Annotated in this window: 21 protein-coding genes and 1 pseudogene; 11 read left to right on the top strand and 11 right to left on the bottom strand. The window is 56.2% G+C overall.

The window, feature by feature from the left end; translation table 11 throughout:
- Position 1: 1 nt before the first annotated feature.
- From ACEVJL_RS08500 to ACEVJL_RS08475, 6 genes are all read right to left on the bottom strand, one after another.
- Positions 2–256 carry a hypothetical protein gene (locus tag ACEVJL_RS08500; protein ID WP_374737475.1) on the bottom strand — a complete coding sequence of 85 codons (255 nt, stop codon included), beginning with the start codon at positions 254–256 and terminating at the stop codon, positions 2–4.
- A gap of 54 nt (positions 257–310) precedes the next feature.
- Entirely contained in the window at positions 311–1,114 is an 804-nt protein-coding gene (locus ACEVJL_RS08495) for a metallophosphoesterase (RefSeq protein ID WP_374737474.1), read from the bottom strand.
- A gap of 41 nt (positions 1,115–1,155) precedes the next feature.
- Positions 1,156–2,100 carry a 50S ribosomal protein L11 methyltransferase gene (gene prmA, locus ACEVJL_RS08490; RefSeq protein ID WP_325207345.1) on the bottom strand — a complete coding sequence of 315 codons (945 nt, stop codon included), beginning with the start codon at positions 2,098–2,100 and terminating at the stop codon, positions 1,156–1,158.
- A gap of 224 nt (positions 2,101–2,324) precedes the next feature.
- On the bottom strand, positions 2,325–3,197 hold the full coding sequence (locus ACEVJL_RS08485; protein ID WP_151075502.1) for a DegV family protein: 873 nt from the start codon (positions 3,195–3,197) through the stop codon (positions 2,325–2,327).
- Positions 3,198–3,232: 35 nt separating this feature from the next.
- A complete protein-coding gene (locus ACEVJL_RS08480; protein WP_302668252.1) occupies positions 3,233–3,766 on the bottom strand; it encodes a DUF1836 domain-containing protein in 534 nt (177 codons plus the stop codon).
- Positions 3,767–3,860: 94 nt separating this feature from the next.
- On the bottom strand, positions 3,861–4,784 hold the full coding sequence (locus ACEVJL_RS08475; RefSeq protein ID WP_235397290.1) for a putative ABC transporter permease: 924 nt from the start codon (positions 4,782–4,784) through the stop codon (positions 3,861–3,863).
- A 267-nt stretch (positions 4,785–5,051) separates the two neighbouring features.
- On the opposite strand from ACEVJL_RS08475, the gene ACEVJL_RS08470 reads away from it, so the two are divergent.
- From ACEVJL_RS08470 to ACEVJL_RS08430, 9 genes and pseudogenes are all read left to right on the top strand, one after another.
- Positions 5,052–6,032, top strand: coding sequence for a P1 family peptidase (locus ACEVJL_RS08470; RefSeq protein ID WP_325207343.1), 981 nt, complete (start codon positions 5,052–5,054; stop codon positions 6,030–6,032).
- A 440-nt stretch (positions 6,033–6,472) separates the two neighbouring features.
- Positions 6,473–7,171, top strand: coding sequence for a FadR/GntR family transcriptional regulator (locus tag ACEVJL_RS08465; RefSeq protein ID WP_374737473.1), 699 nt, complete (start codon positions 6,473–6,475; stop codon positions 7,169–7,171).
- A 203-nt stretch (positions 7,172–7,374) separates the two neighbouring features.
- A complete protein-coding gene (locus ACEVJL_RS08460) occupies positions 7,375–7,671 on the top strand; it encodes a zinc-binding metallopeptidase family protein (RefSeq protein ID WP_374737472.1) in 297 nt (98 codons plus the stop codon).
- A gap of 61 nt (positions 7,672–7,732) precedes the next feature.
- Positions 7,733–9,124 carry a M28 family metallopeptidase gene (locus tag ACEVJL_RS08455; RefSeq protein ID WP_325207354.1) on the top strand — a complete coding sequence of 464 codons (1,392 nt, stop codon included), beginning with the start codon at positions 7,733–7,735 and terminating at the stop codon, positions 9,122–9,124.
- Positions 9,125–9,269: 145 nt separating this feature from the next.
- A complete protein-coding gene (locus ACEVJL_RS08450; RefSeq protein ID WP_276919572.1) occupies positions 9,270–9,644 on the top strand; it encodes a hypothetical protein in 375 nt (124 codons plus the stop codon).
- The gene (locus tag ACEVJL_RS08445) at positions 9,602–10,426 is read left to right on the top strand and encodes a M24 family metallopeptidase (protein ID WP_374737471.1); all 825 of its coding nucleotides are present in this window, start codon (positions 9,602–9,604) and stop codon (positions 10,424–10,426) included. Before ACEVJL_RS08450 ends, ACEVJL_RS08445 begins: the two co-directional genes overlap by 43 nt.
- 45 nt (positions 10,427–10,471) lie before the next feature.
- A complete protein-coding gene (locus ACEVJL_RS08440; protein WP_374737470.1) occupies positions 10,472–10,642 on the top strand; it encodes a hypothetical protein in 171 nt (56 codons plus the stop codon).
- Between the two features lie 108 nt (positions 10,643–10,750).
- Positions 10,751–11,908, top strand: a complete 1,158-nt coding sequence (locus tag ACEVJL_RS08435) for a M20 family metallopeptidase (protein WP_374737469.1) — start codon at positions 10,751–10,753, stop codon at positions 11,906–11,908.
- Positions 11,909–11,923: 15 nt separating this feature from the next.
- Positions 11,924–13,195 (top strand): annotated as a pseudogene (locus tag ACEVJL_RS08430) (aspartate aminotransferase type Ic).
- Positions 13,196–13,280: 85 nt separating this feature from the next.
- On the opposite strand, the gene ppdK reads toward ACEVJL_RS08430, so the two are convergent.
- Positions 13,281–15,914, bottom strand: coding sequence for a pyruvate, phosphate dikinase (ppdK, locus tag ACEVJL_RS08425; protein WP_374737468.1), 2,634 nt, complete (start codon positions 15,912–15,914; stop codon positions 13,281–13,283).
- Positions 15,915–16,313: 399 nt separating this feature from the next.
- Positions 16,314–16,817 carry a cob(I)yrinic acid a,c-diamide adenosyltransferase gene (locus tag ACEVJL_RS08420; protein ID WP_235397308.1) on the bottom strand — a complete coding sequence of 168 codons (504 nt, stop codon included), beginning with the start codon at positions 16,815–16,817 and terminating at the stop codon, positions 16,314–16,316.
- A gap of 94 nt (positions 16,818–16,911) precedes the next feature.
- Between ACEVJL_RS08420 and ACEVJL_RS08415 the strand changes: the two genes are divergently transcribed.
- Complete coding sequence (locus ACEVJL_RS08415; RefSeq protein WP_235397310.1) at positions 16,912–17,193, top strand: DUF1294 domain-containing protein; 282 nt, start codon at positions 16,912–16,914, stop codon at positions 17,191–17,193.
- 27 nt (positions 17,194–17,220) lie between these two features.
- On the opposite strand, the gene ACEVJL_RS08410 is transcribed toward ACEVJL_RS08415, so the two are convergent.
- From ACEVJL_RS08410 to ACEVJL_RS08400, 3 genes are all read right to left on the bottom strand, one after another.
- Positions 17,221–18,480: a competence/damage-inducible protein A gene (locus ACEVJL_RS08410; RefSeq protein ID WP_374737467.1), complete on the bottom strand. Its 1,260-nt coding sequence runs from the start codon at positions 18,478–18,480 to the stop codon at positions 17,221–17,223.
- Between the two features lie 14 nt (positions 18,481–18,494).
- Entirely contained in the window at positions 18,495–19,667 is a 1,173-nt protein-coding gene (thiI, locus tag ACEVJL_RS08405) for a tRNA uracil 4-sulfurtransferase ThiI (RefSeq protein WP_374737466.1), read from the bottom strand.
- A gap of 78 nt (positions 19,668–19,745) precedes the next feature.
- Positions 19,746–21,248 carry a YifB family Mg chelatase-like AAA ATPase gene (locus tag ACEVJL_RS08400; RefSeq protein ID WP_374737465.1) on the bottom strand — a complete coding sequence of 501 codons (1,503 nt, stop codon included), beginning with the start codon at positions 21,246–21,248 and terminating at the stop codon, positions 19,746–19,748.
- Positions 21,249–21,663: 415 nt separating this feature from the next.
- Between ACEVJL_RS08400 and nifJ the strand changes: the two genes are divergently transcribed.
- Positions 21,664–25,209: a pyruvate:ferredoxin (flavodoxin) oxidoreductase gene (gene nifJ, locus ACEVJL_RS08395; RefSeq protein ID WP_008980103.1), complete on the top strand. Its 3,546-nt coding sequence runs from the start codon at positions 21,664–21,666 to the stop codon at positions 25,207–25,209.
- Positions 25,210–25,241: the final 32 nt, after the last annotated feature.

Genomic DNA, 25,241 nt, shown 5'->3' with positions numbered 1-25,241 from the left:
CTCATTTTGTTTTTCCTAGTTTGTCCGCCAGACGGCCGAAATACCAGCCGGTGACGCCGTTTTTTTTCATCAGATAGCCCCGGCTGGTCCTGGCCACCAGGGACAGACAGTCGCCTGGAGTCACAGGCAGATGGTAATCGGTAGAGTCCTCACACCACAGCCGCTCTCCGGTATGGCGCAGGTAGGAGTTGAGAATGTCAAGCTCCCGTCCGGTCTCCAGGTGGCGGCAGCGGGAAAATTCCTCTCCCGCCTCCAAAAGCTCCAGATCGGAGCGGCCCCAGCGGATGTTTATCGAGTCGCAGGAGGGCTCCTACGCGTCCAGGGCTGTGTATACCGGCAGACCATCCCACGCCTGCCAAGTGAAGTTCTGGGCGTCTTCTGAGGGAAGAATCAGGGCATTGAGCTGGCCATCGATCTTCAAGACGCAGCCGCCGTCAATGGAAATGATTTTCCGGTCCCAGTCAAAGATGGGAGCGGCGCTGGGGATGTGCTCATGGTAGAGGGTCACCGGCCAGTGACCCACAATGACGTATTTCTCAAAGGAGTGTCCCTGTCCGCGGAAGTCATCGTTTTTCATGCACCGCCAGCGGTTGAGCTGCTCCATATGCTCCAGCGAGGGAACGCCGCCATGGACGAATACCAGGTGCTCTGTCTCCAGAATAGTGGGCAGCTTGGCCAACCACTCCCGCACCTGGGGAAAGGCTGCACGCAGCGTCTGGCGCAGACGGGGCAGGTCGGTTGGATCACCGTCATAGCCTGCCTCATGGGCCATCTGAAAAATACAGCTCTCCGGGTGCTGAGGAAGGTAGCGGGAGAAAAAGCTCTCGTCCAGGGAGTCCGTCTCAAAGAAATTGAGCACCAGGCCGTCGCAGTTTCCACACAGAGGGTAGACGGTGTGGGTTTTGCACAGCTGCACAATGTAGCGCAGCAGGCCCAAACTGTCCGGCCCTTTTTCCAGCATGTCTCCCACCAGGACCAGAATGTCGTCAGGGGAGAAGGAGACCTTCTCCAACAGGTGCTGGAAGAAGGGCAGATTGCCGTGGATGTCGCTGACAGCTAGAATACGACGCCCGGGGGCAAACTCCGGATGGATAATGATAGCATTTTGTGACACGGATGCTTCCCCCCCGTTCAGACGATCATTTGAGTAAAGAATTACGCCAATACGGCCTCCAGGGCGACCCAGCCGTTCTTTTCACGCTTCCGGGTAATCTTCAGACCGTTCTTGGCCAGCGCGGCCTCCACCTCATGTGCCCGGGTATCGATGATGCCGGAGCAGAGGAAGATTCCGTCCTCCGTCAGCAGGTTGGGCACCTGAGCAGACAGGGGGATGATGACGTCGGCAACAATGTTGGCCAACACCAGAGGGTAGCGCTGCTGAGCAATCTCAGCGGCCAGAGCGGCATCACTGAGCACGTCTCCGGCCCGAACCGTGTAGCGGTCCTTGCCAATGCCGTTGAGGGCGGCGTTTTCATAAGCTACATCCACCGCCTTGGGATCGATGTCCACCGCCAGAGCATGGCTTGCACCCAGCACCAGAGCGGCAATGGACAAAATGCCGCTGCCGCAGCCCAGGTCCAGAACGGCGTCTCCGGCCTTGGTGTGGGCCTCCACACCCTCCAGACACAGCTGAGTAGAGGCGTGGGAACCGGTGCCGAAGGTGAGCCCGGGATTGAGATAGAAGGGGACCCGGCCGTCGGGGACAGGATTCTCCTTCTCCCACTGGGGGACAACATACAGGCGCTCACCAATGGAGAGAGGCTTGTAGTATTTCTGCCAGCTGTATGCCCAGTCGTTGTCGCTGAGAGGAGTCACCGTGTACTCGCAGTCCAGACCATGGGTGTACTGGGCCAGCTGGGCGCGGCCATCGGTGTCGTCGGTGACGTAGAACTTGACCCGGGTGACTCCCTTCATCCGGTCCAGCAGCTCCTGGTCCACATAGTCCCAGTACTGCCGGTTCTGCTCCAAAAACTGCTGGAACTCCGCCTCGTCCTCAATGACCAGTCCGGCCATACCGGCGGCGGTGAGCTTAGCCGTCACCTCGTCCAGCCGATCGGGGGTGGTGTTGACGGCGATCTCCAGCCACTTTGTATCTGCCATGTATTTCTTCCTTTCCGCCAGGGGCGCCGCCCCTGGACCCCGCCCGCTTTTTCGAAAAAGCGGGGCAAAAATTTTTGTGCGTGAAATTCCACTTCACGCTGAGTTTTGTGTTGGAACGAGATGGGCTCGACGTTTTCCACCCACAGCCCGCTTTCAGGCAAGCGCAGAAGCGAAACAAAGTTTCGCAGGAAGTTCTTTGCCAAGCTTTCTTTCAAGAAAGCGGTTTAGCGGACGGTGCCCAGATAGAACAGGGCCAGGGTGCCGGGGCCGGAATGGGCGCCGATGACCGGGCCAACATAATTGATGTGAATATCCTCGGTGCCAAAGCGCTCCCGGACCATGTCAGCCACCAGCTCCGCATCCTTGAGGCAGTCGCCGTGGCTGATAAAGACGGTTTTCTTGCCCTCTTCGGTGACCGTTTTCTCCATCTTGTCTACCAGAGCCTTCAAAGAAGCGTTGCGGCCACGGGCCTTGCCGATGTTGATGAGGTGACCTTCGTCATCGACATGAAGCACCGGCTTGATCTGCAGCATAGAACCCACCACCGCAGTGGTAGCGGAGATCCGTCCGCCGCGCTTGAGAAAGTGAAGGTCGCTCACTGTAAACTGGTGGCACAGGTGGAGCTTGTTTTCCTCCACCCAGTCCCGTACCTCTTCAATGGAAGCGCCGGCATCCCGCTTCTGGGCAGCCAGCCACACCAGCAGACCCTGTCCCATGGAGGCACAGAGGGTATCTACGGTGTAAATCTTACGCTGGGGATACTTTTCCTGCAATTCCTCCACGGCCAGGCGGGAGGAGTTGAAGGTAGTAGACAGTCCGGAGGAGAAGGCCAGGATCAAAATATCCTTGCCATCTTTCAGGTAGGGCTCCAGTTCCTCCTCGAAATCATTGGGATTGAGGGCGGCGGTGGTGGCCAGCTCGCCCGCCCGCAGCATATCATAAAACAAAGCCGGGTCCATCTCCCGGTTATCGGGGTAGTTGCGGTAGGTTTGTCCCTGAATGGTAAAGCGAAGGGGGAGGACAGGAACGCGGATTGCCTGGGCCATCTCTTCGCTGAGGTCGGCGGAAGAATCAGTGACCAAAACAAATTCAGACATATGAAAACCTCCTTACAGATGTTATAGATACAGGATCATTTTTTCCCCTTTTTCGGCGACTCCGAGTGGGGGGGCTGAAGAATATCCAAAATACGGGCGCAGGCCAGCTGATTGGCGTAACTGCGCAAAGCCAGATCCAGAGCCAGTCTGGGCAGATCCTCCCGGGTAGCGTTTTCATCGATGGTATCTGCGGTATCTGCCAATGCCCGGTCCAGCGCGGCGCAGAAGTAGGTATACAGCTCCTCCGGCGTTTTGTTGCGGGCCTGTCCGGCGGCCAGCAGAATCCCGGTATCCCGCACGGAGAGGATCTTTTTTAGTGCGCAGACGGCGGTAAGATACCCCAAATGGATGGGACCATAGCGTTTGCCGTCTGCCCGGGGGACCAGTCCCTCCTTGATATAGTTGTTGACCATGGCGGAGGTGAGAGCTTCTCCTTCGTCAAAATGGATCAGCTGCCGGGGCATATAGGAAATGATCTGGTCCATATACAGCGCAATATCAGGCAGTTCCTGCCAGGAAGCGGGACGCTGGCCCTCCAGGCGCTGCTTTAAGTCCAGCAATTCTTCCATGAAAAGGCCTCCTTTGGTGTAATTACCATTATGCTATCACAAAGAGGAGAAAAAGACAAATATAATATGGAATATTACATTCCGCAGGGGGAACTCAGCGCTTCTCCATCCACTGGCGCAGACGCTCCAAAGCCTGGGCGTGGGTAGTGGAACGCATCTTGGGGAAGGCGCGCATCAGACGGCGCTGACCAAAGATAGGACGGGCCATCGCCGCCTCCAGCTTGGTGCGCAGTTCAGCCAAGTCGCGCTGGCGCTGCTCCAGCCGCTCGGCCTGATCCATCTGGTATTGCATACGCCGCTCGGCAAGGGACTCCTTCATATCCTCCAAGCTATCCTGAAGGTCTTCCCGGCGCTGGGCCAGGACATCCTTTGCATCCTCAAGGTTCTCCTGAATGTCCTCTCGCAGTCCGCTGCCCAGTTCCGCTGCATCGATGACCCGCTCAGCCAGGTTTTCGCCCAGTTCATTGGAGAGAGCCTTGATGCGGCTGGCCAATTCATCCAGCTGAGTGAGCTGCCGGTTCATGCGGGCGATGGTACGCACGGTGGCAGCCAGATCGACCAGCATCCCGGCAGAAAACAAAGCCAGCAGGACCAGGCCCAGGGTGTGCGGAATCAGGTGAATCAGCCAGAGAATGGAGGGATGGATGATCTCCACCACAAACAGACAGGCTAGACCCCAGGCAATAGAGAAACGCAGGCAGATGTATCCTCCCAGGTTAAAGGGCTCATTGGAGTAGTCCCACCAGCGCTGATGGAAGATTTTTTCCAAGACAAAGCCGGTGACCCACTCCAGCAGGGAGGTGAGCAGCACCGAGCCGAGAAACAGCAAAAAGGTGTTGCCGCGCAGCGGGTCCAAAAAGAAGAGTACGATCACGACGCCCACGCCGTAAATGGGGCACACCGGACCGTTAAGAAAGCCGCGGTTTACAAAGCGGCCTGAGGTCAGGGCTGCAAAGCTGACCTCTGTACACCAGCCCAGAAAGGCATAAACAAAGAAAATCCAGAGGAGAAGATACATAAAAACCTCCAACACATAGATAGATCAAACGGACCCGGCCAAAACAATATTCATTGAAGTATACCTCTTTTTAGTAAAAAAGTCCAGTATTCCATGGAAAGCTTAATATGAAGGGTACACAGCTCCTTGCTCGTTGGTGGAACGACGGGGATTGCTCCAGGACTGGAAACCATCATAAGAGGGAGGGAGAGCTTCCTTGACAAGCACTGGAAAATGAAGTACATTCGTATCACATTCCAACAGATCTCATTCCAGGAGGTGCTGCTTATGTTAAAGGAAATCGGAATTATGGAGGTCGGCGGCTTTCGGGTGGGCCACGCTCAGGATGTGCAGGCCGCTACCGGATGTACCGTGATCCTCTGTGACCGGATGAGTCCGGCCGGATTGGATGTCCGGGGAGGAGGACCGGCTTCCCGGGAATCTCAGATTTTAAATCCGGTGGCTGCGGCGGAAGGGATCAATGCTGTGCTCCTCTCTGGAGGCAGCGCCTTTGGCCTTGATGCGGCAGGCGGAGTACAGAAGTATCTGGAGGAGCGGGATATTGGCTTTGATGTGGGTGTGACCAAGGTTCCGCTGGTCAGTCAGTCCTGTCTGTTTGATCTGGTGGTGGGAAGCAAAGATGTACGTCCCACAGGGGCTATGGCCTATGAAGCCTGTGAAAATGCCTCTTATGAAGCTCCTGCCGAGGGTAATGTAGGGGCTGGGACCGGCTGTTCCATTGGAAAGTACCGGGGGATGGCTCGAGCTATGAAGTCCGGCTTTGGAACCTGTGCCTTCCAGACCGGTGATTTGAAGGTAGGAGCCCTGGTAGCGGTGAATGCCTTGGGAGACGTGTACGGAGCGGATGGAGAGCCCATGGCAGGACTTTTGAATCAGGAGAAAACCGGCCTGTCCAACACGCTGGAAGAGATGTTTTCCGATGCGGAAGGAAAGGAGAATCTTTTCACCGGGAATACTACCCTGGGCGTGGTGGTCACCAACGCAGCGTTCCATAAGACCCAGCTGACCAAAATTGCCGGTATGACCCACAACGGCTATGCCCGGGCAATCCGCCCCGTGCATACCACGGCTGACGGAGACAGTATCTACGCCCTGTCGCTGGGAGACGTGTCCGGAGATTTGAACCTGGTGGGAGCCATGGCCGCCCGCGCCATGGAACATGCGATCCGCCGGGCTGTTTGCAGCGCAAAATCCGCCTATGGCCTGATGGGGTGGGATGCTCTGCCCGGCAAAAAAGAAAATTCATAAGATGCAGTGAAGCCCCCGGCTCTGGAAGCAGAGCCGGGGCTTTCGCTTATTTTTGGGGGGCTTGATAGCGGCCTAGGTGCCATGCATAATAAGAGAGAATTAATAAGACGATCCGATGCTCTCAAAATAATGAGTTGTATGTCAAAAATATTGGTATCAGAGACTATGTTATCACACAACAGGTGAAACCCGGTACCATCTTTTACGCAAATATTTGCCATTGACCTGTGAAATTCTAAGATGGAAATGTTTTCTTGTGAAATGCAATTATCCGAATTATATAGAACGGACGATATTTTGATGTTCTGCTAAAGCGTTTAGAACTTTTCTTAGCAGGTGTCATTGTTGGAACTACTGATGACAGAGTTCAAAACTTGACATTTCTTGGGTGGCACACTACAATAAGAATAGATTGTGTGCTGAAGGAGTTCAGTGAAAATATGAATTTTTCGTCTCGAATTAGTCGCCCCTTACTGTACCAGGAAGTGGTCAATGCCCTGTATCAAATTATTGATGAGCAGAAGCTGCAGCCGGGGGCTCAATTTCCTTCTGAGCGGGAGCTGATTGAGCAACTTGGGGTGAGCCGTAATGTATTGCGTGAAGCGTTCCATGTGTTAGAACAGCGAGGGATCATCGTTTCGCACCAAGGGAGAGGAAGATTTTTGCGGTCTTTGCCCAGCAATGGTGCCCAGCAGGATAAGTATGCCCAAATGTCAAAAAATCTCGAACGGTATTCCTTGCGGGAGGCGTATGAGGTTCGTCAAGTGCTGGAAGAGAAGGCAATGGAACTGATCGTAAGGAATGCATCAGATGAGGATTTACAGGAACTTGAGGAAGCTTATGGGCGGATGGCTCTTAAATTTCAGGAGACGGGGACGACAGTAGGCGAGTTTGATCTGCACCGCCTGTATGCAAAAAAAACGGGTAGTATGTTTATGGAGCAGACACTGGATATCGTCCTGAGTACGATTTTGGAGATGATGCAGACAACTTCCCACGATGTGCTGGATATGCATAATGTTGAGCTAGAAGCAAAGGAGCATCGGCAAATCGTGGATGCGCTGAGACAGCGGGATGCAGTTAAGGCAAAGCAGCTTATGTTTGACCACATTCAGGGAACTATTGATTATTTAAAATAAAAAGAACAAAAACGACAAAAGTCACAGTTGACTTTTGTCGTTTCTTGTGTATACTATAAAAACAAAGATGTAAACATCTTCTTTTTTTAAGAATACGTGGGTGACCAAGCAACCAAGCAACCAAGATAAAAAGACGAACTATGAGGATGATAGAGCCAGATAAACAGCGGCAGGAAAATTGGATTGGAAAGGACTTAAATGCGATGGAAAAAGGAGAACTGAGATCAGAAGTAACCCAAGAGAGCATGATGGAGACAATCCGCTATATGACGGAACACTTTCCGTATCGTTTGGCGGGTAGTCCCTGCGAGGCAGCAGCAGCGGAGTATGTTGCCAACCGGATGAAGGAGTACGGACTGGAGGTAGACAACGAGACCTTCTACACCTATAACAGCGACCCCATGTACCAAAGGTACAGATCCTTCAGCCGGAGTTTCTGGAGATCGACAGCCTGCCCTGCGCCCATATCCGTGGCACCAAGCCGGAAGGGAGGAATTTGATCTGATCTATGTGGGTGATGGTTCTTATGGGGCATATAAGGGGCTGGACGTAGTGGGAAAGATGGTTCTTGTGGAGGTATCTTATGCTCCGCCTGTTCCGGAAAAGGCACGGATTGCCTACGAAATGGGTGCGGCCGGCATTATGTGCATGAATTGGGGTAATGACGAAGAAGTCATCTGTCACCGAGGGCTGAAGGCCGTGTGGGGCAATCCGACTGAGAGCAATGTTAAGAACATTCCCGACCTGGTGGGGGTCGGTATTACCCGTGGAGCCGGTCTGAAATTAAAGGACTGGTGTCAGGAGGGGAAGACGGTGCGGGTAAAGGTAACTGCCATTGCCGACCGTACCTGGAGCAAGGTGCATCAGCCCAAAGGAATTCTACAGGGCAACGGGAAGCGAGACGAATTTGTACTGGTGTGTTCTCATTTGGATGCCTGGAAACCGGGGGTTACCTGCAATGCTACTGGTAATGCTACTACCCTGGAAATCTGCAGAATTTTAAGCCAGCACCGGAAAGAACTGGATCGGGACATTTATTTTGTATTCTGGAACGGCCACGAGGTGGCGGAAGCGGCTGGCTCCACCTGGTTTGTGGACAACTACTGGGACCTGCTGAATAAAAAGTGTGTCGGTTACATGCACATTGATTCCACCGGCGTGCGGGAAACGGAGCTGTTTGAAATCAAGGCCTCCGAAGAACTGCTGGACTTTGCCAAGGCCAATGCGGAGAAGGTTTTGCCGCAAATGGAGTTGCGGGCCATGTCTCTGAAAAAAATCGGGGATCAAAGCTTTATGGGTATTGGTGTCCCTTCCATCACCCAGCGAATCTCCTTTACCCAGGCTTATATGGAGCACGCCCACGGAGCCACTCTGGGCTGGTGGAACCATACGAAGGAGGATGGCCTGGACAAGTGCGATCCCGAGGTGCTGGTACAAGATACCAAGGTGTCTCTTCAGGTGATCTATGACTTAGCGACCATCGAACTTCTGCCCTATGATTTTTCCCAAAAAATAAAAGAATTTCGGAGAAAGGTGGAGAAGCTTGCAGAGGAGTACGGATGTCACATGGATTTCTCAGATTTGCTGGAGAACCTGAAGCAGGCAGAACATCTGGTCCTTCAGGTACAGGAACAGAAAGAGGCGTTCCGGGGGGAGAGAGCACAGTATTATAACGATTTTGTCAAGGAGGTTTCACGCCAGATTACCAACGTGACTATGACCTATACAGACAAATACTCCCAGGATAGCTACGGTTATACCAAGCTGTCTGCTCCCATTCCCCTGTTTGCGGATTTTTCCCGGCTGGATAAATTGAAGGAAAATAGTCTGGAATATGGTCTGGTCAAGACTCAAATGGTAAAGAATAAAAATCGGATCAATGATGCATTAGAACTTATCAGCAGGATCTCAGTACTCTATCAAAAAATAATTCTTTCCTGTACTCAAATGTAAACAGTCAAAATGTTTTAGAACTAAATGATATAATCAAGGACTGTTTTCTTGTTGCATAATTTGCACAATATTTATAAAATGCAAGGGACAAGATGAAGCGGAGAAGTGCAAGTAAAGCCAACTGCGATTTGGAAAGGAGATTTAAGTGGACAAGAGATTAGAAATCGAATTTGAAAACCGGTTATCAAAAGTGAGAGATGAGGCGGCAAAAAGAGCATTTGAGGCTCTGGTTGTTATAGGATTTGCACCCAGAAGAGCCGGAGACCTTATGTATCTTGCAGGCCATATGCCGCTTCTGCCTGGGCATACCCGTAGATTTGGATGCCGCAGCCGTGGTTACTCAGCACTTTTGATCCCGTTGCACGGTGAGCCTAGTCTGATCAAAGGACTTCCATCAGGCGGAATTGAGTATATTAAGGATGTGTATGCAGATAACGATCTGGCATCGGCTTTAAAAAAGCGATACATAAGCATGGCTTGGAAAGAAAGGATATTGGATTGGTCGGGTCTGATATTTTGAGTGTCGCATTGTATGAGGACATTCGTGCAGAGTGTCCGAATACAAGATTTTATTTCGCAGATGACCTGATCCAAAATATTAGGGCACAGAAAAACGAGTATGAGCTTGAAATTATGCGGACTGGAGCGCAGATATCGGATGAAGTAGCGGCGGAACTTCGTCAGTTTATCAGACCTGGGATTTCGGAGCGCGATGTCTATGCATTTATCACCAGTCAGCTTCAGAAACGTGGGGTTACTGGGGCATTTGCTACTTGTCAATCTGGTGAGCGGTCAGAGAAGGTATATTATACTGAGGCCAGTGATCGAATCTTGCAAAACGGCGATTTTGTGAATATGGAAATAAATGGAAAATATAAGGACTACATGATTGACGTATGCAGAACTGCGGTTGTTGGAACAATTAGTCCAGAACAGCGACACGTGCTTGATACGACGGTCGAAATGTTGAGTGAAAGCTGCAAAGCGGTCCGTCCAGGTGTAGTCGCGGAAGATTTGGAAGCAATTGCGGGGAAAATTGCGCTACGCGAAGGGTTTACTTCCAATTTCAGCTTGGCCTACAATGGACCGCAGACTTATCTTGGACATGCGATCGGATTAAGTGTAGATGAACCTCCACTTCTGATGAAAGGAGATCTGACTCGGCTTGTCCCTGGTATGGTGTTGACACTGGAACCTGGACTTTACAACACCGGTTTGGGAGGATGCAGAGTTGAAGATGAAGTGCTGGTTACAGAGGATGGATTCGAAGTGTTGAACACCTATGACCGGATTTGGTGGTAACAAAATGGTGCTTTTGAGGGAATAATAATTTGAGGAGGGAACGATGTGGAAAACATAAATATTGGTGTGCTGGATTATTGTATTCTGGCGGTTTATGTATGCATGATGCTGGGAGTTGGTTTCTATTTTAAGGCATCTGCAAAAATGGCTGATTATGCTGTAGCAGACAAAAAACTCGGGTTATGGCGATGCTCTGGAGCAGGAGTTTGGCATTAAGGTCATCGATCCCGCGTTCCTGGCGGTTGCATGGGCAGAGATGGCCGCCCGGCTGAATCTGCGGCCGTCCAGACGTTCCTATGGGAGTGTGGGTACACAGGAGGAAGTATGAGTCAGATCAGTGACTGTCTGGACCTGTTGCGTCAGCTGGTGGCAATCCCCAGTGAATCGCAGAATGAGGAGGCTCATGCCCGTTTTCTGGCGGACTATCTCAAAGATGAGCTGGAGATGGAGACACAGCTTCAGCATGTAGAGGGCAAAAGCTACAATGTGACAGGATGCTGGCAGCCGATAAAGGGAAAAGCCCGCCGCAAACTGATGTTGGGCGGGCATCTGGATACGGTGAGTCCCACAGACCTCTGGGAAACCGATCCCTACCGTTTGGTGCAGCAGGGAGACCAGCTGCACGGACTAGGAGCAGGTGACATGAAAGGGGGACTGGCAGCTCAGCTCATGGTGTTGAAATCCCTGAAGGAACGGGGGGGGCTGTGGGATGCAGAGGTGGAATTTGTGGGGCTGGCAGATGAAGAGCGCCACTCGGTGGGAGCCAATGCTTATGTGCGGCGGGTCCAGGAGGAAAAACAGCCACAGCCGGAGACCTTTTTTATTATGGCGGAGCCCCACTTTGATAATATTGTTGTGGGAGCCACAGGAAAGGTGTTGCTGAAGCTGGAGGTCACCGGGGCGCCCGGCCATGCAGCGATGCCGGAAAAGGGGATCAATGCGGTGGATTGTATGGCGGCTTTGCTCCAGGCAGTCAACCAGACCTGGGGAAGCTGCTACCGGGAAGGAAGGGTGGGGTCTCACTGCTGTTTGATGATCCACAGTGATTATCCGGGATATAGTTTGAATATCCCCCAACGCTGCACCTGCCTGATAAACAAGCAGCTGATGGCAGAGGAACGGGGCGAGGATTTCCTGGAGGATTTGAAGCGGATCTATGAGAAAGCGGTGGGGCAGGGAACCTTGCGCGTCACCAGACAGATCCCAAGCTACCCATCCTATCAGCTACCGAAAAATCAACCGGATTTAGCAGCGCTGCGCACGCTTTTGAAGCAGCGGTTTCAGCGTGTACCGGAGCTGAAAATCAACCAGAGCGTGAGCGACGGAAACATCCTATATCAAAGCCTTGGAATTCCCACGATTTTATATGGCCCCCGGGGGGGCGATTTCCATACTGAGCGTGAATATCTCTCGTGCAGTTCCCTGGAGCAGTATATGGAAGAGTTGGAGGCTTACATAAAAACCCGATATGCGGGAGCATAAAAGGAGGCGGCGGTCTTGAGCTGCGTACATTGGGACAGAGAAGAATTGGCGTGGGAAAGGGAGCGGGTTCAGGCAGACTATGACGCATGGAAAGCAAAGGGACTAACACTGAATATGGCCCGGGGAAAGCCGGGCCTGGAGCAGCTGGCCCTGTCCCGGGAGTTATTTACGATTCTGGATTTCGACCACTGTGTGGAGGACGGTGTGGACGCCAGAAATTATGGAGAACTGGCCGGTATGCCCTGCGCTAGGCGGTACTGGGCCCAGATGCTGGATGTGGAGCCGGAACAGTGTTTTGTGGGCGGGAGCTCCAGCCTGACCATGATGTATGATCTGGTAGCCAAAGCCTGGAGCAACGGACTGCTTCATAGTCCAAAGCCCTGGAGCCAGCTGGAGCGGGTCAAATTCCTGTGTCCCTGTCCCGGATATGACCGCCATTTCCGTATCACCTAGTCCTTCGGCATGGAGCTGACCCCGGTTCCCATGACAGAAGAGGGACCGGACATGGACCAAGTGGAGCGGTTGGCCGCCGATCCGGAGGTCAAGGGCATCTGGTGCGTGCCGAAATACTCCAATCCGGACGGCATCGTCTATTCGGAGCGGACGATTGCCCGCATGGCAGCCCTCAAGCCCGCGGCCCCCGATTTTATGATACTTTGGGATAATGCCTACTGCGTCCATCAGTTCCGGGGAGAGTATCAGCCTATTGCCGACATCCTGTCGCTGTGCGCTTGGAATGGAAGCCCGGATATGGTCTATGAATTTGCATCCACCTCAAAAATAACCATTCCGGGAGCGGGGATGGCGGTTATGGCTGCCAGCCAGGCCAACATTCAGTACCTCAGCGGGCTGATGGATGCCCAGATGATCAGCTGCGACAAGATCAACCAACTCCGACAGGTTCGATTCCTGAAAGATACGGCACACACATTGGAGTTGATGCAGCGGCACGCAGCGCTTCTCCGGTCCCGATTCGACGCATTTCTGACTGAATTGGAGAAACTGCGGCCCCTGGAGATTGCCCGGTGGACCCAGCCGCAGGGAGGATACTTTATCAGCCTCTACACCCTGCCGGGTTGTGCCAAGCGGACGGTGGAACTGTGCCGACAGGCAGGACTTGTGATGACTCAGGCAGGAGCAGCATATCCCTATGGAAAGGACCCGGAGGACCGTCATATTCGGATTGCGCCCTCGTATCCGGCATTAGAGGATGTGAAAACAGCGGCCAAGGTATTTTGTACCTGTTTGAAGCTGGCGGCCTTGGAGAAGCAGAATCTGGTAAATTAACATCAACGAATCGATAGACAAAAGGATACCCCCCGCCCCAACTCAGTTAGAGTTGGGGCGGGGGGTATTTATGCTACAAGAAAGCTTAGTTTCTGGGGTTCTTGATAGCTGCCTGAGCAGCAGCCAGACGAGCGATGGGCACACGGAAGGGGGAGCAGGACACATAGTCCAGACCCACGCCGTGGCAGAACTCCACGGAGGAGGGATCGCCGCCGTGCTCGCCGCAGATGCCCAGCTTCAGGTCGGGACGGGTCTCGCGGCCCAGCTTGGCAGCCATCTTCACCAGACGGCCCACGCCGTTCTGGTCCAGACGGGCGAAGGGATCGGACTCGTAGATCTTCTTCTCGTAGTAGGCGTCCAGGAACTTGCCGGCGTCGTCACGAGAGAAGCCGAAGGTCATCTGAGTCAGGTCGTTGGTGCCGAAGGAGAAGAACTCGGCCTCCTTGGCGATCTCGTCAGCAGTCAGAGCGGCACGGGGGATCTCGATCATAGTGCCGACCTTGTAGGTCATGTTGGAGCCGGCAGCCTTGATGATCTCGTCCGCGGTCTTAACCACCACGTCCTTAACATACTTGAGCTCCTTGACCTCGCCAACCAGGGGGATCATGATCTCGGGAACCATGTTCCACTCGGGGTGCTTGGCCTGAACGTTCAGAGCAGCCTTGATGACAGCCTTGGTCTGCATCACAGCGATCTCAGGATAGGTAACAGCCAGACGGCAGCCACGGTGACCCATCATGGGGTTGAACTCGTGCAGGCCGGCGATGATGGCCTTGATGTCAGCCACGGACTTATTCATGTCCTTGGCCAGCTGCTCGATGTCAGCTTCCTCGGTGGGAACGAACTCGTGCAGGGGGGGATCCAGGAAGCGGATGGTGATGGGGTTGCCCTCCATGGCCTCGTACATGGCCTCGAAGTCACCCTGCTGCATGGGCTCCAGCTTCTCCAGAGCCTTCTCGCGCTGCTCCACAGTGTCAGAGCAGATCATCTCACGGATGGCGGGGATACGGTCAGCCTCGAAGAACATGTGCTCGGTGCGGCACAGGCCGATGCCCTCGGCGCCGAACTTCATGGCCTGCTTGGCATCGCGGGGGTTATCCGCGTTGGTGCGGACCTTCATCTGGCGGTACTTGTCAGCCCAAGCCATGATGCGGCCGAACTCGCCGCCGATGGAGGCGTCCACAGTGGGGATGGCCTCACCGTAGATGTTACCGGTGGAGCCGTCCAGGCTCAGCCAGTCACCCTCGTGATACACGCGACCGGCCAGCTCAAACTGCTTGTTGGCCTCGTCCATCTTGATGGCTCCGCAGCCGGAGACACAGCAGGTGCCCATGCCGCGGGCCACGACGGCGGCGTGAGAGGTCATGCCGCCGCGGACGGTCAGGATGCCCTGAGAAGCGACCATGCCCTCGATGTCCTCGGGAGAGGTCTCCAGACGGACCAGAACCACCTTCTCACCGCGAGCGGCCCAATCCTTGGCGTCGTCGGCGGTGAAGACGATCTTACCGCAGGCAGCGCCGGGAGAAGCGGGCAGAGCGGTGCCCACGGGAGTGGCGGCCTTCAGAGCGGCGGGATCGAACTGGGGGTGGAGCAGGGTGTCCAGGTTGCGGGGATCGATCATGGCAACAGCCTGCTGCTCGGTGATCTGACCCTCGTCCACCAGGTCGCAGGCGATCTTCAGAGCGGCGGCAGCGGTACGCTTGCCGTTACGGGTCTGGAGCATGTACAGCTTACCGTTCTCCACGGTAAACTCCATGTCCTGCATGTCGTGGTAGTGGTTCTCCAGAGTCTGGCAGACCTGCTCAAACTGCTTGAAGGCCTCGGGGAACTTGTCGGCCATCTCCTGGATGGGCATGGGGGTACGTACGCCGGCTACCACGTCCTCGCCCTGGGCATTGGTCAGGAACTCGCCCATGAGCTTCTTCTCGCCGGTGGCGGGGTTACGGGTAAAGGCTACGCCGGTGCCGCAGTCATCGCCCATGTTGCCGAAGGCCATGGACTGCACGTTGACGGCGGTGCCCCAGGAGCCGGGGATGTCGTTCATGCGGCGGTAAACAATGGCGCGGGGGTTGTTCCAGGAGCGGAACACGGCCTTGATGGCGCCCATGAGCTGCTCCTTGGGATCGGAGGGGAAGTCGGCACCGATCTTCTCCTTGTACTCAGCCTTGAACTGGCCAGCCAGCTCCTTCAGGTCCTCGGCAGTGAGCTCCACGTCCTGAGTGACGCCGCGCTTGGCCTTCATCTCGTCGATGAGCTCCTCGAAGTACTTCTTGCCCACTTCCATGACGACGTCAGAGTACATCTGGATGAAGCGGCGGTAGCAGTCCCAAGCCCAGCGGGGGTTGTTGGACTTCTTGGCAATGACCTCAACCACGTCCTCGTTCAGGCCCAGGTTCAGGATGGTGTCCATCATGCCGGGCATGGAGGCGCGGGCACCGGAACGCACGGAGACCAGCAGGGGGTTTTCCAGATCGCCGAACTTCTTGCCGGTGATCTCCTCCATCTTGGTGATGTACTCCATGATCTGGGCCTGGATCTCGTCGTTGATCTTCTCGCCGTCCTCATAGTACTGGGTGCAGGCTTCGGTGGTGATGGTGAAGCCCTGGGGCACGGGCATGCCCAGGTTGGTCATCTCGGCCAGGTTGGCGCCCTTGCCGCCCAGCAGCTCACGCATAGAGCCGTTGCCTTCGGAGAAGAGGTACACAAACTTGTTTGCCATTTACTTCATTCCTTTCTGTGATGACGGCGGGGGCGCAAAGGCCTGTCCCCTTCTCACGTGGAACAGCCGAATGCCGGATACGCCGGCGCCGCTCATACCGATGGTACCGCCGCCTTTCGGAAAGCGACGAAATTACCGCGCAAATATTATACCTATTTGAAGGAAATATTGCAACCGGTTCTTGGATATTTTTCACGGTTTTTATGGAGCTCAGAGAAAATAATTCACTATTCTGCTTAAGAAAATGCTTAAAGGAAGAAAAAGTAAACAAAAAGGAAAGAAATTGTGCAAAAGAAAAAGAGACGCCGGGATAAGGCGTCTCGTAAAGACAGACAGATGAGAATAAGGAAAGTCAGATGGGAAAAAGAATCCGCTGGAAGTGAGCTTATGGCAAACTAGTTAAAACTCAATACCATCCCGGGCGGTGATACCCTGCTCAAAGGGATGGCGCACCGCCTCCATCGAGGTGATATAGTCCGCCCGCTCCATCAGTTCAGGAGCCGGGTCACGTCCGGTAAGCACGACCTCACATTCCAGGCTGTCCAGGCAGGCAAGCAGATCCTCCAAGGGAAGAAGGCCGGTGTTGACAGCTGCGCAGGCCTCGTCCAGCACCAGGAGAAAGCAGCCGCGGGCCGTGCGGCTGATCAGCTTCAGCAGGTCTTGATAGCGCTGGGCTTCCGAGCGGCGCTCATCCTCCGACATGCGGAAGGAAAACTTGACGGCGTCGGGAACGGGCAGCAGGGTGACCTGGGGCAGGCGGGCCAGAGCGAGACGCTCGCCGCTGTCTGCTCCTTTGAGAAACTGGGCGATGACGACACGTTTGCCCCGTCCGGCGGCCCGGAGCGCCAGGCCCATAGCGGCAGTGGTCTTTCCTTTTCCATTTCCACAGTAGAGATGCAGCATGGGAAAAACTCCTTCTCCCGCTTTGAAAAGCGGGGTTGTTTTTTTGAGAAAAATCAGGTACAATGGCCCAAATTCCTGGAAGAGGGCTCATATTATGAAAGATATCATGCAAATAGCTGGGCTATATCTGCTGCTCATCAATGGGGTGGGATTCCTGCTTATGGGAATCGACAAGCGCCGGGCCAAGCGTGGTGCGTGGCGTATTTCCGAAAAAAGCTTGTTTTTGCCTCCCCTGCTGGGGGGAACCGTGGGAGCAATCCTTGGAATGCGGGTGTTCCACCACAAGACCAAGCACTGGTATTTCCGCTATGGATTGCCCGCTCTGCTGGCGCTCCAGCTGGCACTGGCAGGCTGGCTCTATTGGAAGTTCAAATAAAAAGCGGGCGGCGTATGCCGCCCGCTTTTAGTCTTCCAGGGGAAGGCCGCTTACATACCGCCGGGCCAGATCAAAGGCGTGGTGGGCGGTTTGGGTGCGCAGCCGCGCCCGCACCGGGCGGTTGCCCAGATGGAGTTCCCGCACGTGGGTTCCCTCCGGGGTGGCGATAGCCACGAACATGGTACCCACCTCATTGCCCCAATCGTCCTTGTCCGGACCGGCTACGCCGGTGGAGGAGAGAGCAATGTCGCATCCCAGAGCGCGCCGGGCGCCCTCTGCCATAGCCTTGGCTACGGGAGCGGATACGGCTCCGTATTGGTCAAGAAGCTCCTGGGGGACCCCAAGAACGTGGTGCTTTACTTCATTGGTGTAGGAGACGATGCCGCCCTTGAACACCTGAGAGGCGCCGGACACATCCGTGAACCGTTTGGCCATCAGTCCGCCGGTGCAGCTTTCCGCGGTGCCGATGGTCAGTCCCTTTTCCCGCAGCAGGTTTTCCACCACGAATTCCAGAGAGGGCACATCCACTCCGTAGACCAGGGCTCCGAAGTGCTGTTTCAGCTCCTCTACCTTGGGCAGCAGAAGAGTCTGGGCCTCCTCCATGGTGGGAGCCTTGGCAGTCACCCGCAGCTCACACTCGCCCTCCTTGGCGTAAGGAGCCAGGGTGGGGTTGGCCATGGCGTTCATCTGATCCCGCAGCTGGGCCTCCATGGCCGACTCTCCGATGCCGAAGAGCTTGAGCGTGTGGGAGGCGATGACTCCCTCAGACAGGGCCTGGAGATAGGGGACAACCCGGTAGCGGAACATGGGGGTACACTCACTGGGAGGGCCGGGGAGCATGATGACATGGACACCGTCGGTCTCAAAGGCACAGCCGGGAGCAGAGCCCCAGTCGTTGGTCAAAACGGTACACCCTTCGGGTACCAGCGCCTGCTGAAAATTGTTTTCCGTCAAAGGGCGGCCGGTGGCCTTGCCATAGGCCTTGATGCGCTCCAGAGATTCCTCATCATAAACCAGCTTCTTGCCGAAAGCCTCGGCCAGCACGTTTTTGGTCAGGTCGTCGCAGGTGGGACCCAGACCGCCGGTGGTGATGATAATATCCGCCCGCTTCCGGGCCAGTTCCACTGCCTCCTTGGCACGCTGGGGATTATCTCCCACCACAGTGTGCCAGTAGACATTGAGCCCCAGGGCGCTTAAGCCCTGAGAGAGCATCTGGGCGTCGGTGTTGGCAATGTTGCCCAGCAGAAGCTCCGTGCCCACCGATAAAATTTCGACCGTATGAGCCATGGTTTGCGCCTCCCTTACAGGTTCACCTGGACCCGCTCGATGCCGTCCACAGCCGCCTGGACCATGGCGTCAATGTCCAGATTCTTTTCGGCCTCGGCCACCTCGCCGGGCATGGGACGCAGACGGGGGTGGCGGGGGGTAAAGACGGTGCAGCAGTCCTCGTAGGGGAGAATGGAAGTCTCAAAAGTGCCGATCTTCCGGGCAATCTGGACGATCTCCTCCTTGTCCATGCCCACGCAGGGGCGCAGGATGGGCAGGTCCACCACAGAACCGGTGACCATCATGGCGTCCATGGTCTGGCTGGCCACCTGGCCCAGGCACTCGCCGGTGACCAGAGCCTTGGCTCCGCACCGCTTGGCTACTGCCTCAGAAATGCGCATCATAAAGCGGCGCATGATGACGGTGAACAACTCCTCGGGGCAGGAGCGGCGCAACTCCTCCTGGATGGCGGTGAAGGGGACCACGTGGACGGTGAGCCGTCCGGTATAGGGGGTGAGGAGCTTAGCCAGCTCCAGAACCTTTTCTTTCGCCTCGGGGGAGGTGTAGGGGTAGGAGAAGAAGTGGACCATCTCCAGAGCCACACCACGCTTGGCGATCATCCAGCTGGCCACCGGGGAGTCGATGCCGCCGGACAGCAGAGAGACGGCACGGCCGTTGATGCCCACGGGCAGGCCGCCGGCGCCGGGCTGGGGCTGGGCGTGGACGTAGGCGGCATAGTCCCGCACCTCCACGTAGACCGTGAACTCGGGGTGGTGGACGTCTACCTCCAGGTTATCATAGGCCTCGTGAAGCTCCCCACCCACATACTGGCTGAGTTGAATGGAGGTCATGGGGAAGGTCTTATCGGCCCGCTTGGTCTCTACCTTAAAAGTGCGGGCGGCACGGAGCTGGTCATCCAGAAATTCCTTGGCACAGGCCCAAATGGCGTCCTTGTCCTTCTCACAGGGGCGGGCCAGGGAGATGCCCACAATGCCGAAGACCTTGGTCAGTGCCTCGTAGGCGCCCTCCACGTCACAGGTGTCGTCCTTGGGCTCCACATAGGTGGTGGACTGACGGGTATACACCTTAAACTGGCCAAAGGGGTGGAGGCGGCGGTGGATGTTGGCTTGCAGTTTATCCTCAAAGCTGCGGCGGTTCAGGCCCTTGAGGACCAGCTCACCCAGCTTGAGCAGAATGATCTCGTTCATAATCAATAGTTCCTTTCCGGTCATGGGTAATCAAATATTATAATGAAAAAACCAGGATATGTCCAGTATTTTGAACGTTCAGCGCCTCAAATAGGCCGGGGGACGGTATTGCAGGGCCTCGGCCAGGTGCTGGGGCTGGATGTCTTCGCTTCCATCCAGGTCGGCAATGGTGCGGGCCACCCGGCGGATGCGGTCATAGCTGCGGGCGGTGAGGCCCATGCGCTCAAAGGCGCCCCGCATAATCTTCTGGCAGGAGTCGTCCAGAGCACAGCACTCCTCCAACTGGGGCTGGGCCAGGTGGGCGTTGCTGGTGCTGCGGCGGTTCTGGATGGCCCGGGCCTCGTCCACCCGCGCCTTGACCGCGGCGGAGGATTCAGCAGGAGCGCGGCGGGCAAGCTCGTCAAATTCCATGGCGGCCACCTCGACAAACAGGTCGATGCGGTCCAGCAGGGGACCGGAGAGCCGGGAGAGATAGCGCTGTACTTCCGCCTCGGAGCAGCGGCAGCGGCCGGAGGGATGGCCGTACCATCCGCACTTACAGGGGTTCATGGCACATACCAGCATGAACTGGCTGGGGTAGACCACCGAGCCGGAGGCCCGGGAGATCTGAACCTGTCCGTCCTCCAGGGGTTGGCGCAGCACCTCCAGCACATCCTTTTGAAATTCCGGCAGTTCGTCCAGAAACAGCACCCCGTGGTGAGCCAGAGAGATTTCCCCCGGTTTGGGATTGGAGCCTCCTCCGGCCATAGCGGCGGCGGAGACGCTGTGGTGAGGGGAGCGGAACGGACGGCGGGTGATGAGAGGGTGTCTGGAGTCGGTGAGGCCCAGCACCGAGTGGATCTGGGTGACTTCCAGAGCTTCCTCCTGGGTGAGGTCGGGAAGAATGGAGGGCAGGCGTTTAGCCAGCATGGACTTGCCAGAGCCCGGTGGTCCCACCATTAAAATATTGTGGCCACCAGCGGCGGCAATCTCCAGAGCACGCTTCACCGCCTCCTGGCCCTTTACCTCGGAGAAGTCGGGACCGGGCTCTGGGGCAGTCTCACTCAACCAAGGGGGCGCGGGGGAGATGGGGGCCTCACCGGTAAAGTGGCGTACCAGATCCATCACGTGGTCCACCGGGTAGACTGCCGGGCCGCCGGCCAGGGTGGCCTCGGCGGCGTTGGCGCTGGGGACAAAGAGGGCGCGGATGCCCTCCGCTTTGGCGTGCAGAGCCATGGGCAGCATCCCAGCAGCCGGACGCAACTTGCCGGACAGGGACAGCTCCCCCACAAAAGCGCAGTCCTGGACCTTGATTTTCAGCTGTCCGGCTGCCGCCAGCAGGCCTACCAGAATGGGCAGGTCATAGAGGGTGCCCACCTTTTTCACATGGGCGGGCGCCAGATTGACGGTGATACGGCTGACCGGGAAGGAGAAACCGCAGTTTTTGATGGCGGCGCGTACCCGCTCCCGTGCCTCGTTTACCGCCGCGTCGGGTAGACCCACAATGGTGAAGGCGGGCAGGCCGCTGGACAGATCGCACTCCACAGACACGGAATAACCGGCGATACCATGCAGGCCGAGAGAACGCACGTTGTAAACCATGGTAAAATCCTCCAATTCAAGGAGAAGATAGAAAAAATTTATGGGTAAAGACCGATAACAGCCCAAAAAACAGAGGCTCCATTGTAGCTCATTGTAAGCTCTTGCAAGAAATATTGCAATACGAACCCTCAACTTTGTGAGAAAAACAAGGAAAAATCCAGGTGGATGAATTTACAAAAGGGGGAAAAAGTGATAAACTATTTCCCGTCGAAACACACAAACCGCTCCCAACTGCCCGGGAGCGGCGCTGCTATGCGCAATTATAAGTAATTAGTTATAATTCTTATAACTAATTCAACAATTGGCATTCCGGCGGAGAGACAGTAAAATAGGGCAGAGACTCCCTGGAAAACCGGATCCATGGGGAATCGGTTTTTCAGAGAACGATTGAATAAGGAAGAAAGTAGGGAACTCTATGGCAAGAAAGTTCAAAACCATGGACGGCAATAATGCGGCCGCATATGTCAGCTATGCCTTCACCGAAGTAGCCGGCATTTACCCCATTACTCCGTCCAGCCCCATGGCCGACTATGTGGACCAGTGGGCTGCTCAGGGCCAGAAGAACATCTTCGGCACCACCGTTAAGGTCATTGAGATGCAGTCTGAGGCCGGTGCTGCCGGTACCGTCCACGGCTCTCTGGCCGCCGGCGCCCTGACCACCACCTACACCGCCTCTCAGGGCCTGCTGCTGATGATCCCCAACATGTATAAGATCGCCGGCGAGCTGCTGCCCGCGGTGTTCCACGTGTCCGCCCGTACCGTTGCTGCTCAGTCTCTGAACATCTTTGGTGACCACTCCGACGTTATGGCCTGCCGCCAGACCGGCTTTGCTATGCTGGCTGAGGGCAACGTGCAGGAGGTCATGGACCTGGCTCCTGTGGCTCACCTGTCCGCCATCAAGGGCCGCGTCCCCTTCATCAACTTCTTCGACGGCTTCCGTACCTCCCACGAGATCCAGAAGGTCGCTATTTGGGACTACAAGGATCTGGCTGAGATGGTCGACATGGACGCTGTTGAGGCCTTCCGCAAGCGCGCTCTGAACCCCGAGCGTCCCACCATGCGCGGCTCTCACGAGAACGGCGACATCTTCTTCCAGCACCGCGAGGCCTGCAACCCCTACTACGACGCTCTGCCTGAGATCGTTGAGGAGTACATGGGCAAGGTCAACGAGAAGCTGGGCACCAACTATCAGCTGTTCAACTACTACGGCGCTGAGGATGCTGACCGCGTCATCATCGCCATGGGCTCCATCTGCGACGTGGCTGAGGAAGTCATCGACTACCTGAATGCCAACGGCCAGAAGGTCGGCCTGATCAAGGTCCGCCTGTACCGCCCCTTCCGTGCGGACAAGCTGATCGCTGCCATCCCCGCTACCGCCAAGAAGATTGCCGTCCTGGACCGCACCAAGGAGCCCGGCGCTCTGGGCGATCCTCTGTATCTGGACGTCATCACTGCCCTGTCCACTGCCGGTATCACCGACAAGACCGTCGTGGCCGGCCGTTACGGCCTGGGTTCCAAGGACACCCCGCCCAAGAGCGTGTTTGCTGTCTATGAGAACCTGGCTCAGGACGCTCCCAAGAACCACTTCACCATCGGCATCGTGGACGACGTCACCAACAGCTCTCTGGAGGAGCACGACGCCCCCAACACCGCTGCTGAGGGCACCATCGAGTGCAAGTTCTGGGGCCTGGGCGGCGACGGCACCGTGGGCGCCAACAAGAACTCCATCAAGATCATCGGCGACCACACCGACAAGTACGTGCAGGCTTACTTCCAGTACGACTCCAAGAAGACCGGCGGCGTGACCATCAGCCACCTGCGTTTCGGCGACAAGGCCATCCGCAGCCCCTACTACATCAACAAGGCCGACTTCGTGGCCTGCCACAACCCCTCCTACGTCACCAAGGACTTCCCCATGGTCCGCGACGTAAAGCCCGGCGGTGTGTTCATGATCAACTGCCAGTGGAACATGGAGGAGCTGGAGCATCACCTGTCCGCCAGCGCCAAGCGCTACATCGCGGCCAACAACATCCAGCTGTACACCATCAACGCCATTGACCTGGCTGCCAAGATCGGTATGGGCAAGCGCACCAACACCATCCTGCAGTCCGCTTTCTTCACCCTGGCTAAGGTTATGCCTCAGGAGGAGGCCATCCAGTACATGAAGGATGCCGCCACCAAGTCCTACCTGAAGAAGGGCCAGGATATCGTGGACATGAACCACAAGGCCATCGACGCCGGCGCTACCGCCTTCGTGAAGATCGACGTTCCCGCTTCCTGGGCTACCGCCGAGGATGTGAAGAAGGATTCTGCCCTGACCGGTCCCGCCAAGCTGGTGAAGATGGTTCAGGACATCCTGGATCCCGTGGACCGCATGGACGGCGACAGCCTGCCTGTGTCCGCCTTCGTGGATCACGTGGACGGCACCTTCGAGCTGGGCGCTGCCGCTTACGAGAAGCGCGGCGTGGCCGTTATGGTTCCCACTTGGGATGCTACCAAGTGTATCCAGTGTAACCAGTGCTCCTTCGTCTGCCCCCACGCTACCATCCGTCCCTTCATGCTGACCGAGGAGGAGGCTGCTGCCGCTCCCGAGGCTGCCAAGATCGTGGACGTGAAGGCCGGCAAAGGCAAGGGCGTGTACAAGTTTGCTATGGCCATCAGCCCCCTGGACTGCATGGGCTGCACCGTGTGTGCCGGCGTGTGTCCCACCAAGGCTCTGACCATGGTGCCTCAGGAGCAGGAGGCTGCTCAGCAGGAGGTCTTCAACTACATGGTGGAGAAGGTTTCCGCCAAGGCCGACGTGACCGACCTGACCGTGAAGGGCAGCCAGTTCAAGAAGCCTCTGCTCGAGTTCTCCGGCTCCTGCGCCGGCTGCGCCGAGACCTCTTATGCTCGCCTGATCACCCAGCTGTTCGGCGATCGGATGTATATCTCCAACGCCACCGGCTGTTCCTCCATCTGGGGCGGCCCCGCTGCTACTTCTCCCTACACCACCACTGCCGAGGGCAAGGGTCCCGCTTGGGCCAACTCCCTGTTCGAGGATAACGCTGAGCACGGCCTGGGCATGTATCTGGGCCAGAAGGCTATCCGTGAGCGCCTGATCACCAAGCTGGAGGCCATGGCTGCTGCCGAGGCTACTCCCGCTGAGGCTAAGGCTGCCATCCAGGCCTTCCTGGACACCAAGGACGACGGCGCTGCCAACGGCGAGGCCACCAAGGCGCTGGTTGCTGAGCTGGAGAAGGGCGCTGCTGCCGGCTGCGAGGACTGCAAGTACGTCCTGGCTGAGAAGGAGTACCTGAACAAGAAGTCCGTGTGGATCTTCGGCGGCGACGGCTGGGCCTACGACATCGGCTTCGGCGGCGTGGACCACGTGCTGGCTTCCGGTGAGGACGTCAACGTGTTCGTCTTCGACACCGAGGTGTACTCCAACACCGGTGGACAGGCTTCCAAGTCTTCCAACATCGGCCAGGTGGCTCAGTTCGCTGCTGCCGGTAAGACCGTTGCCAAGAAGAGCCTGGCTGAGATCGCCATGACTTACGGCTACGTCTATGTGGCCCAGATCGCCATGGGCGCCAACATGAACCAGACTCTGAAGGCCATTGCTGAGGCTGAGGCCTATCACGGTCCTTCCCTGATCATCGGCTACGCTCCCTGTGAGATGCACTCCATCAAGGGCGGCATGGCTAACTGCCAGGCCGAGATGAAGAAGGCTGTTGAGTGCGGCTACTGGAACCTGTTCCGGTTCAACCCCGCTCTGAAGGCCGAGGGCAAGAACCCCTTCACCCTGGACTCCAAGGCTCCCGCTGGCGGCTATCAGGAGTTCCTGATGAACGAGGCCCGTTACTCCAGCCTGACCCGGTCCTTCCCCGACCGCGCCAAGGAGCTCTTCGCTCTCAACGAGGAGACCGCCAAGGCCCGTTACGAGAAGCTGATCCGGATGCAGAAGATGTACGAGGTCTAATCGATCTTAAATTAAAAAGTGCCGCAGGAGCT

The organism is Flintibacter porci, from assembly GCF_041925195.1.
GTDB classification, from domain to species: domain Bacteria; phylum Bacillota; class Clostridia; order Oscillospirales; family Oscillospiraceae; genus Lawsonibacter; species Lawsonibacter porci.
This window is presented reverse-complemented; position numbering and strand designations above follow the sequence as displayed.

Bases quoted from the DNA above. Each gene is read 5' to 3' on its own strand.
- ACEVJL_RS08435 (WP_374737469.1), top strand. From the start codon at position 10,751: ATGAGTCAGATCAGTGACTGTCTGGACCTGTTGCGTCAGCTGGTGGCA.
- ACEVJL_RS08475 (WP_235397290.1), bottom strand. From the start codon at position 4,784: ATGTATCTTCTCCTCTGGATTTTCTTTGTTTATGCCTTTCTGGGCTGG.
- prmA (WP_325207345.1), bottom strand. From the start codon at position 2,100: ATGGCAGATACAAAGTGGCTGGAGATCGCCGTCAACACCACCCCCGAT.
- ACEVJL_RS08420 (WP_235397308.1), bottom strand. From the start codon at position 16,817: ATGCTGCATCTCTACTGTGGAAATGGAAAAGGAAAGACCACTGCCGCT.
- ACEVJL_RS08415 (WP_235397310.1), top strand. From the start codon at position 16,912: ATGAAAGATATCATGCAAATAGCTGGGCTATATCTGCTGCTCATCAAT.
- ACEVJL_RS08480 (WP_302668252.1), bottom strand. From the start codon at position 3,766: ATGGAAGAATTGCTGGACTTAAAGCAGCGCCTGGAGGGCCAGCGTCCC.
- ACEVJL_RS08460 (WP_374737472.1), top strand. From the start codon at position 7,375: ATGGAAAAAGGAGAACTGAGATCAGAAGTAACCCAAGAGAGCATGATG.
- ppdK (WP_374737468.1), bottom strand. From the start codon at position 15,914: ATGGCAAACAAGTTTGTGTACCTCTTCTCCGAAGGCAACGGCTCTATG.
- ACEVJL_RS08470 (WP_325207343.1), top strand. From the start codon at position 5,052: ATGTTAAAGGAAATCGGAATTATGGAGGTCGGCGGCTTTCGGGTGGGC.
- thiI (WP_374737466.1), bottom strand. From the start codon at position 19,667: ATGAACGAGATCATTCTGCTCAAGCTGGGTGAGCTGGTCCTCAAGGGC.
- ACEVJL_RS08410 (WP_374737467.1), bottom strand. From the start codon at position 18,480: ATGGCTCATACGGTCGAAATTTTATCGGTGGGCACGGAGCTTCTGCTG.
- ACEVJL_RS08400 (WP_374737465.1), bottom strand. From the start codon at position 21,248: ATGGTTTACAACGTGCGTTCTCTCGGCCTGCATGGTATCGCCGGTTAT.
- nifJ (WP_008980103.1), top strand. From the start codon at position 21,664: ATGGCAAGAAAGTTCAAAACCATGGACGGCAATAATGCGGCCGCATAT.
- ACEVJL_RS08455 (WP_325207354.1), top strand. From the start codon at position 7,733: ATGGTTCTTGTGGAGGTATCTTATGCTCCGCCTGTTCCGGAAAAGGCA.
- ACEVJL_RS08465 (WP_374737473.1), top strand. From the start codon at position 6,473: ATGAATTTTTCGTCTCGAATTAGTCGCCCCTTACTGTACCAGGAAGTG.
- ACEVJL_RS08485 (WP_151075502.1), bottom strand. From the start codon at position 3,197: ATGTCTGAATTTGTTTTGGTCACTGATTCTTCCGCCGACCTCAGCGAA.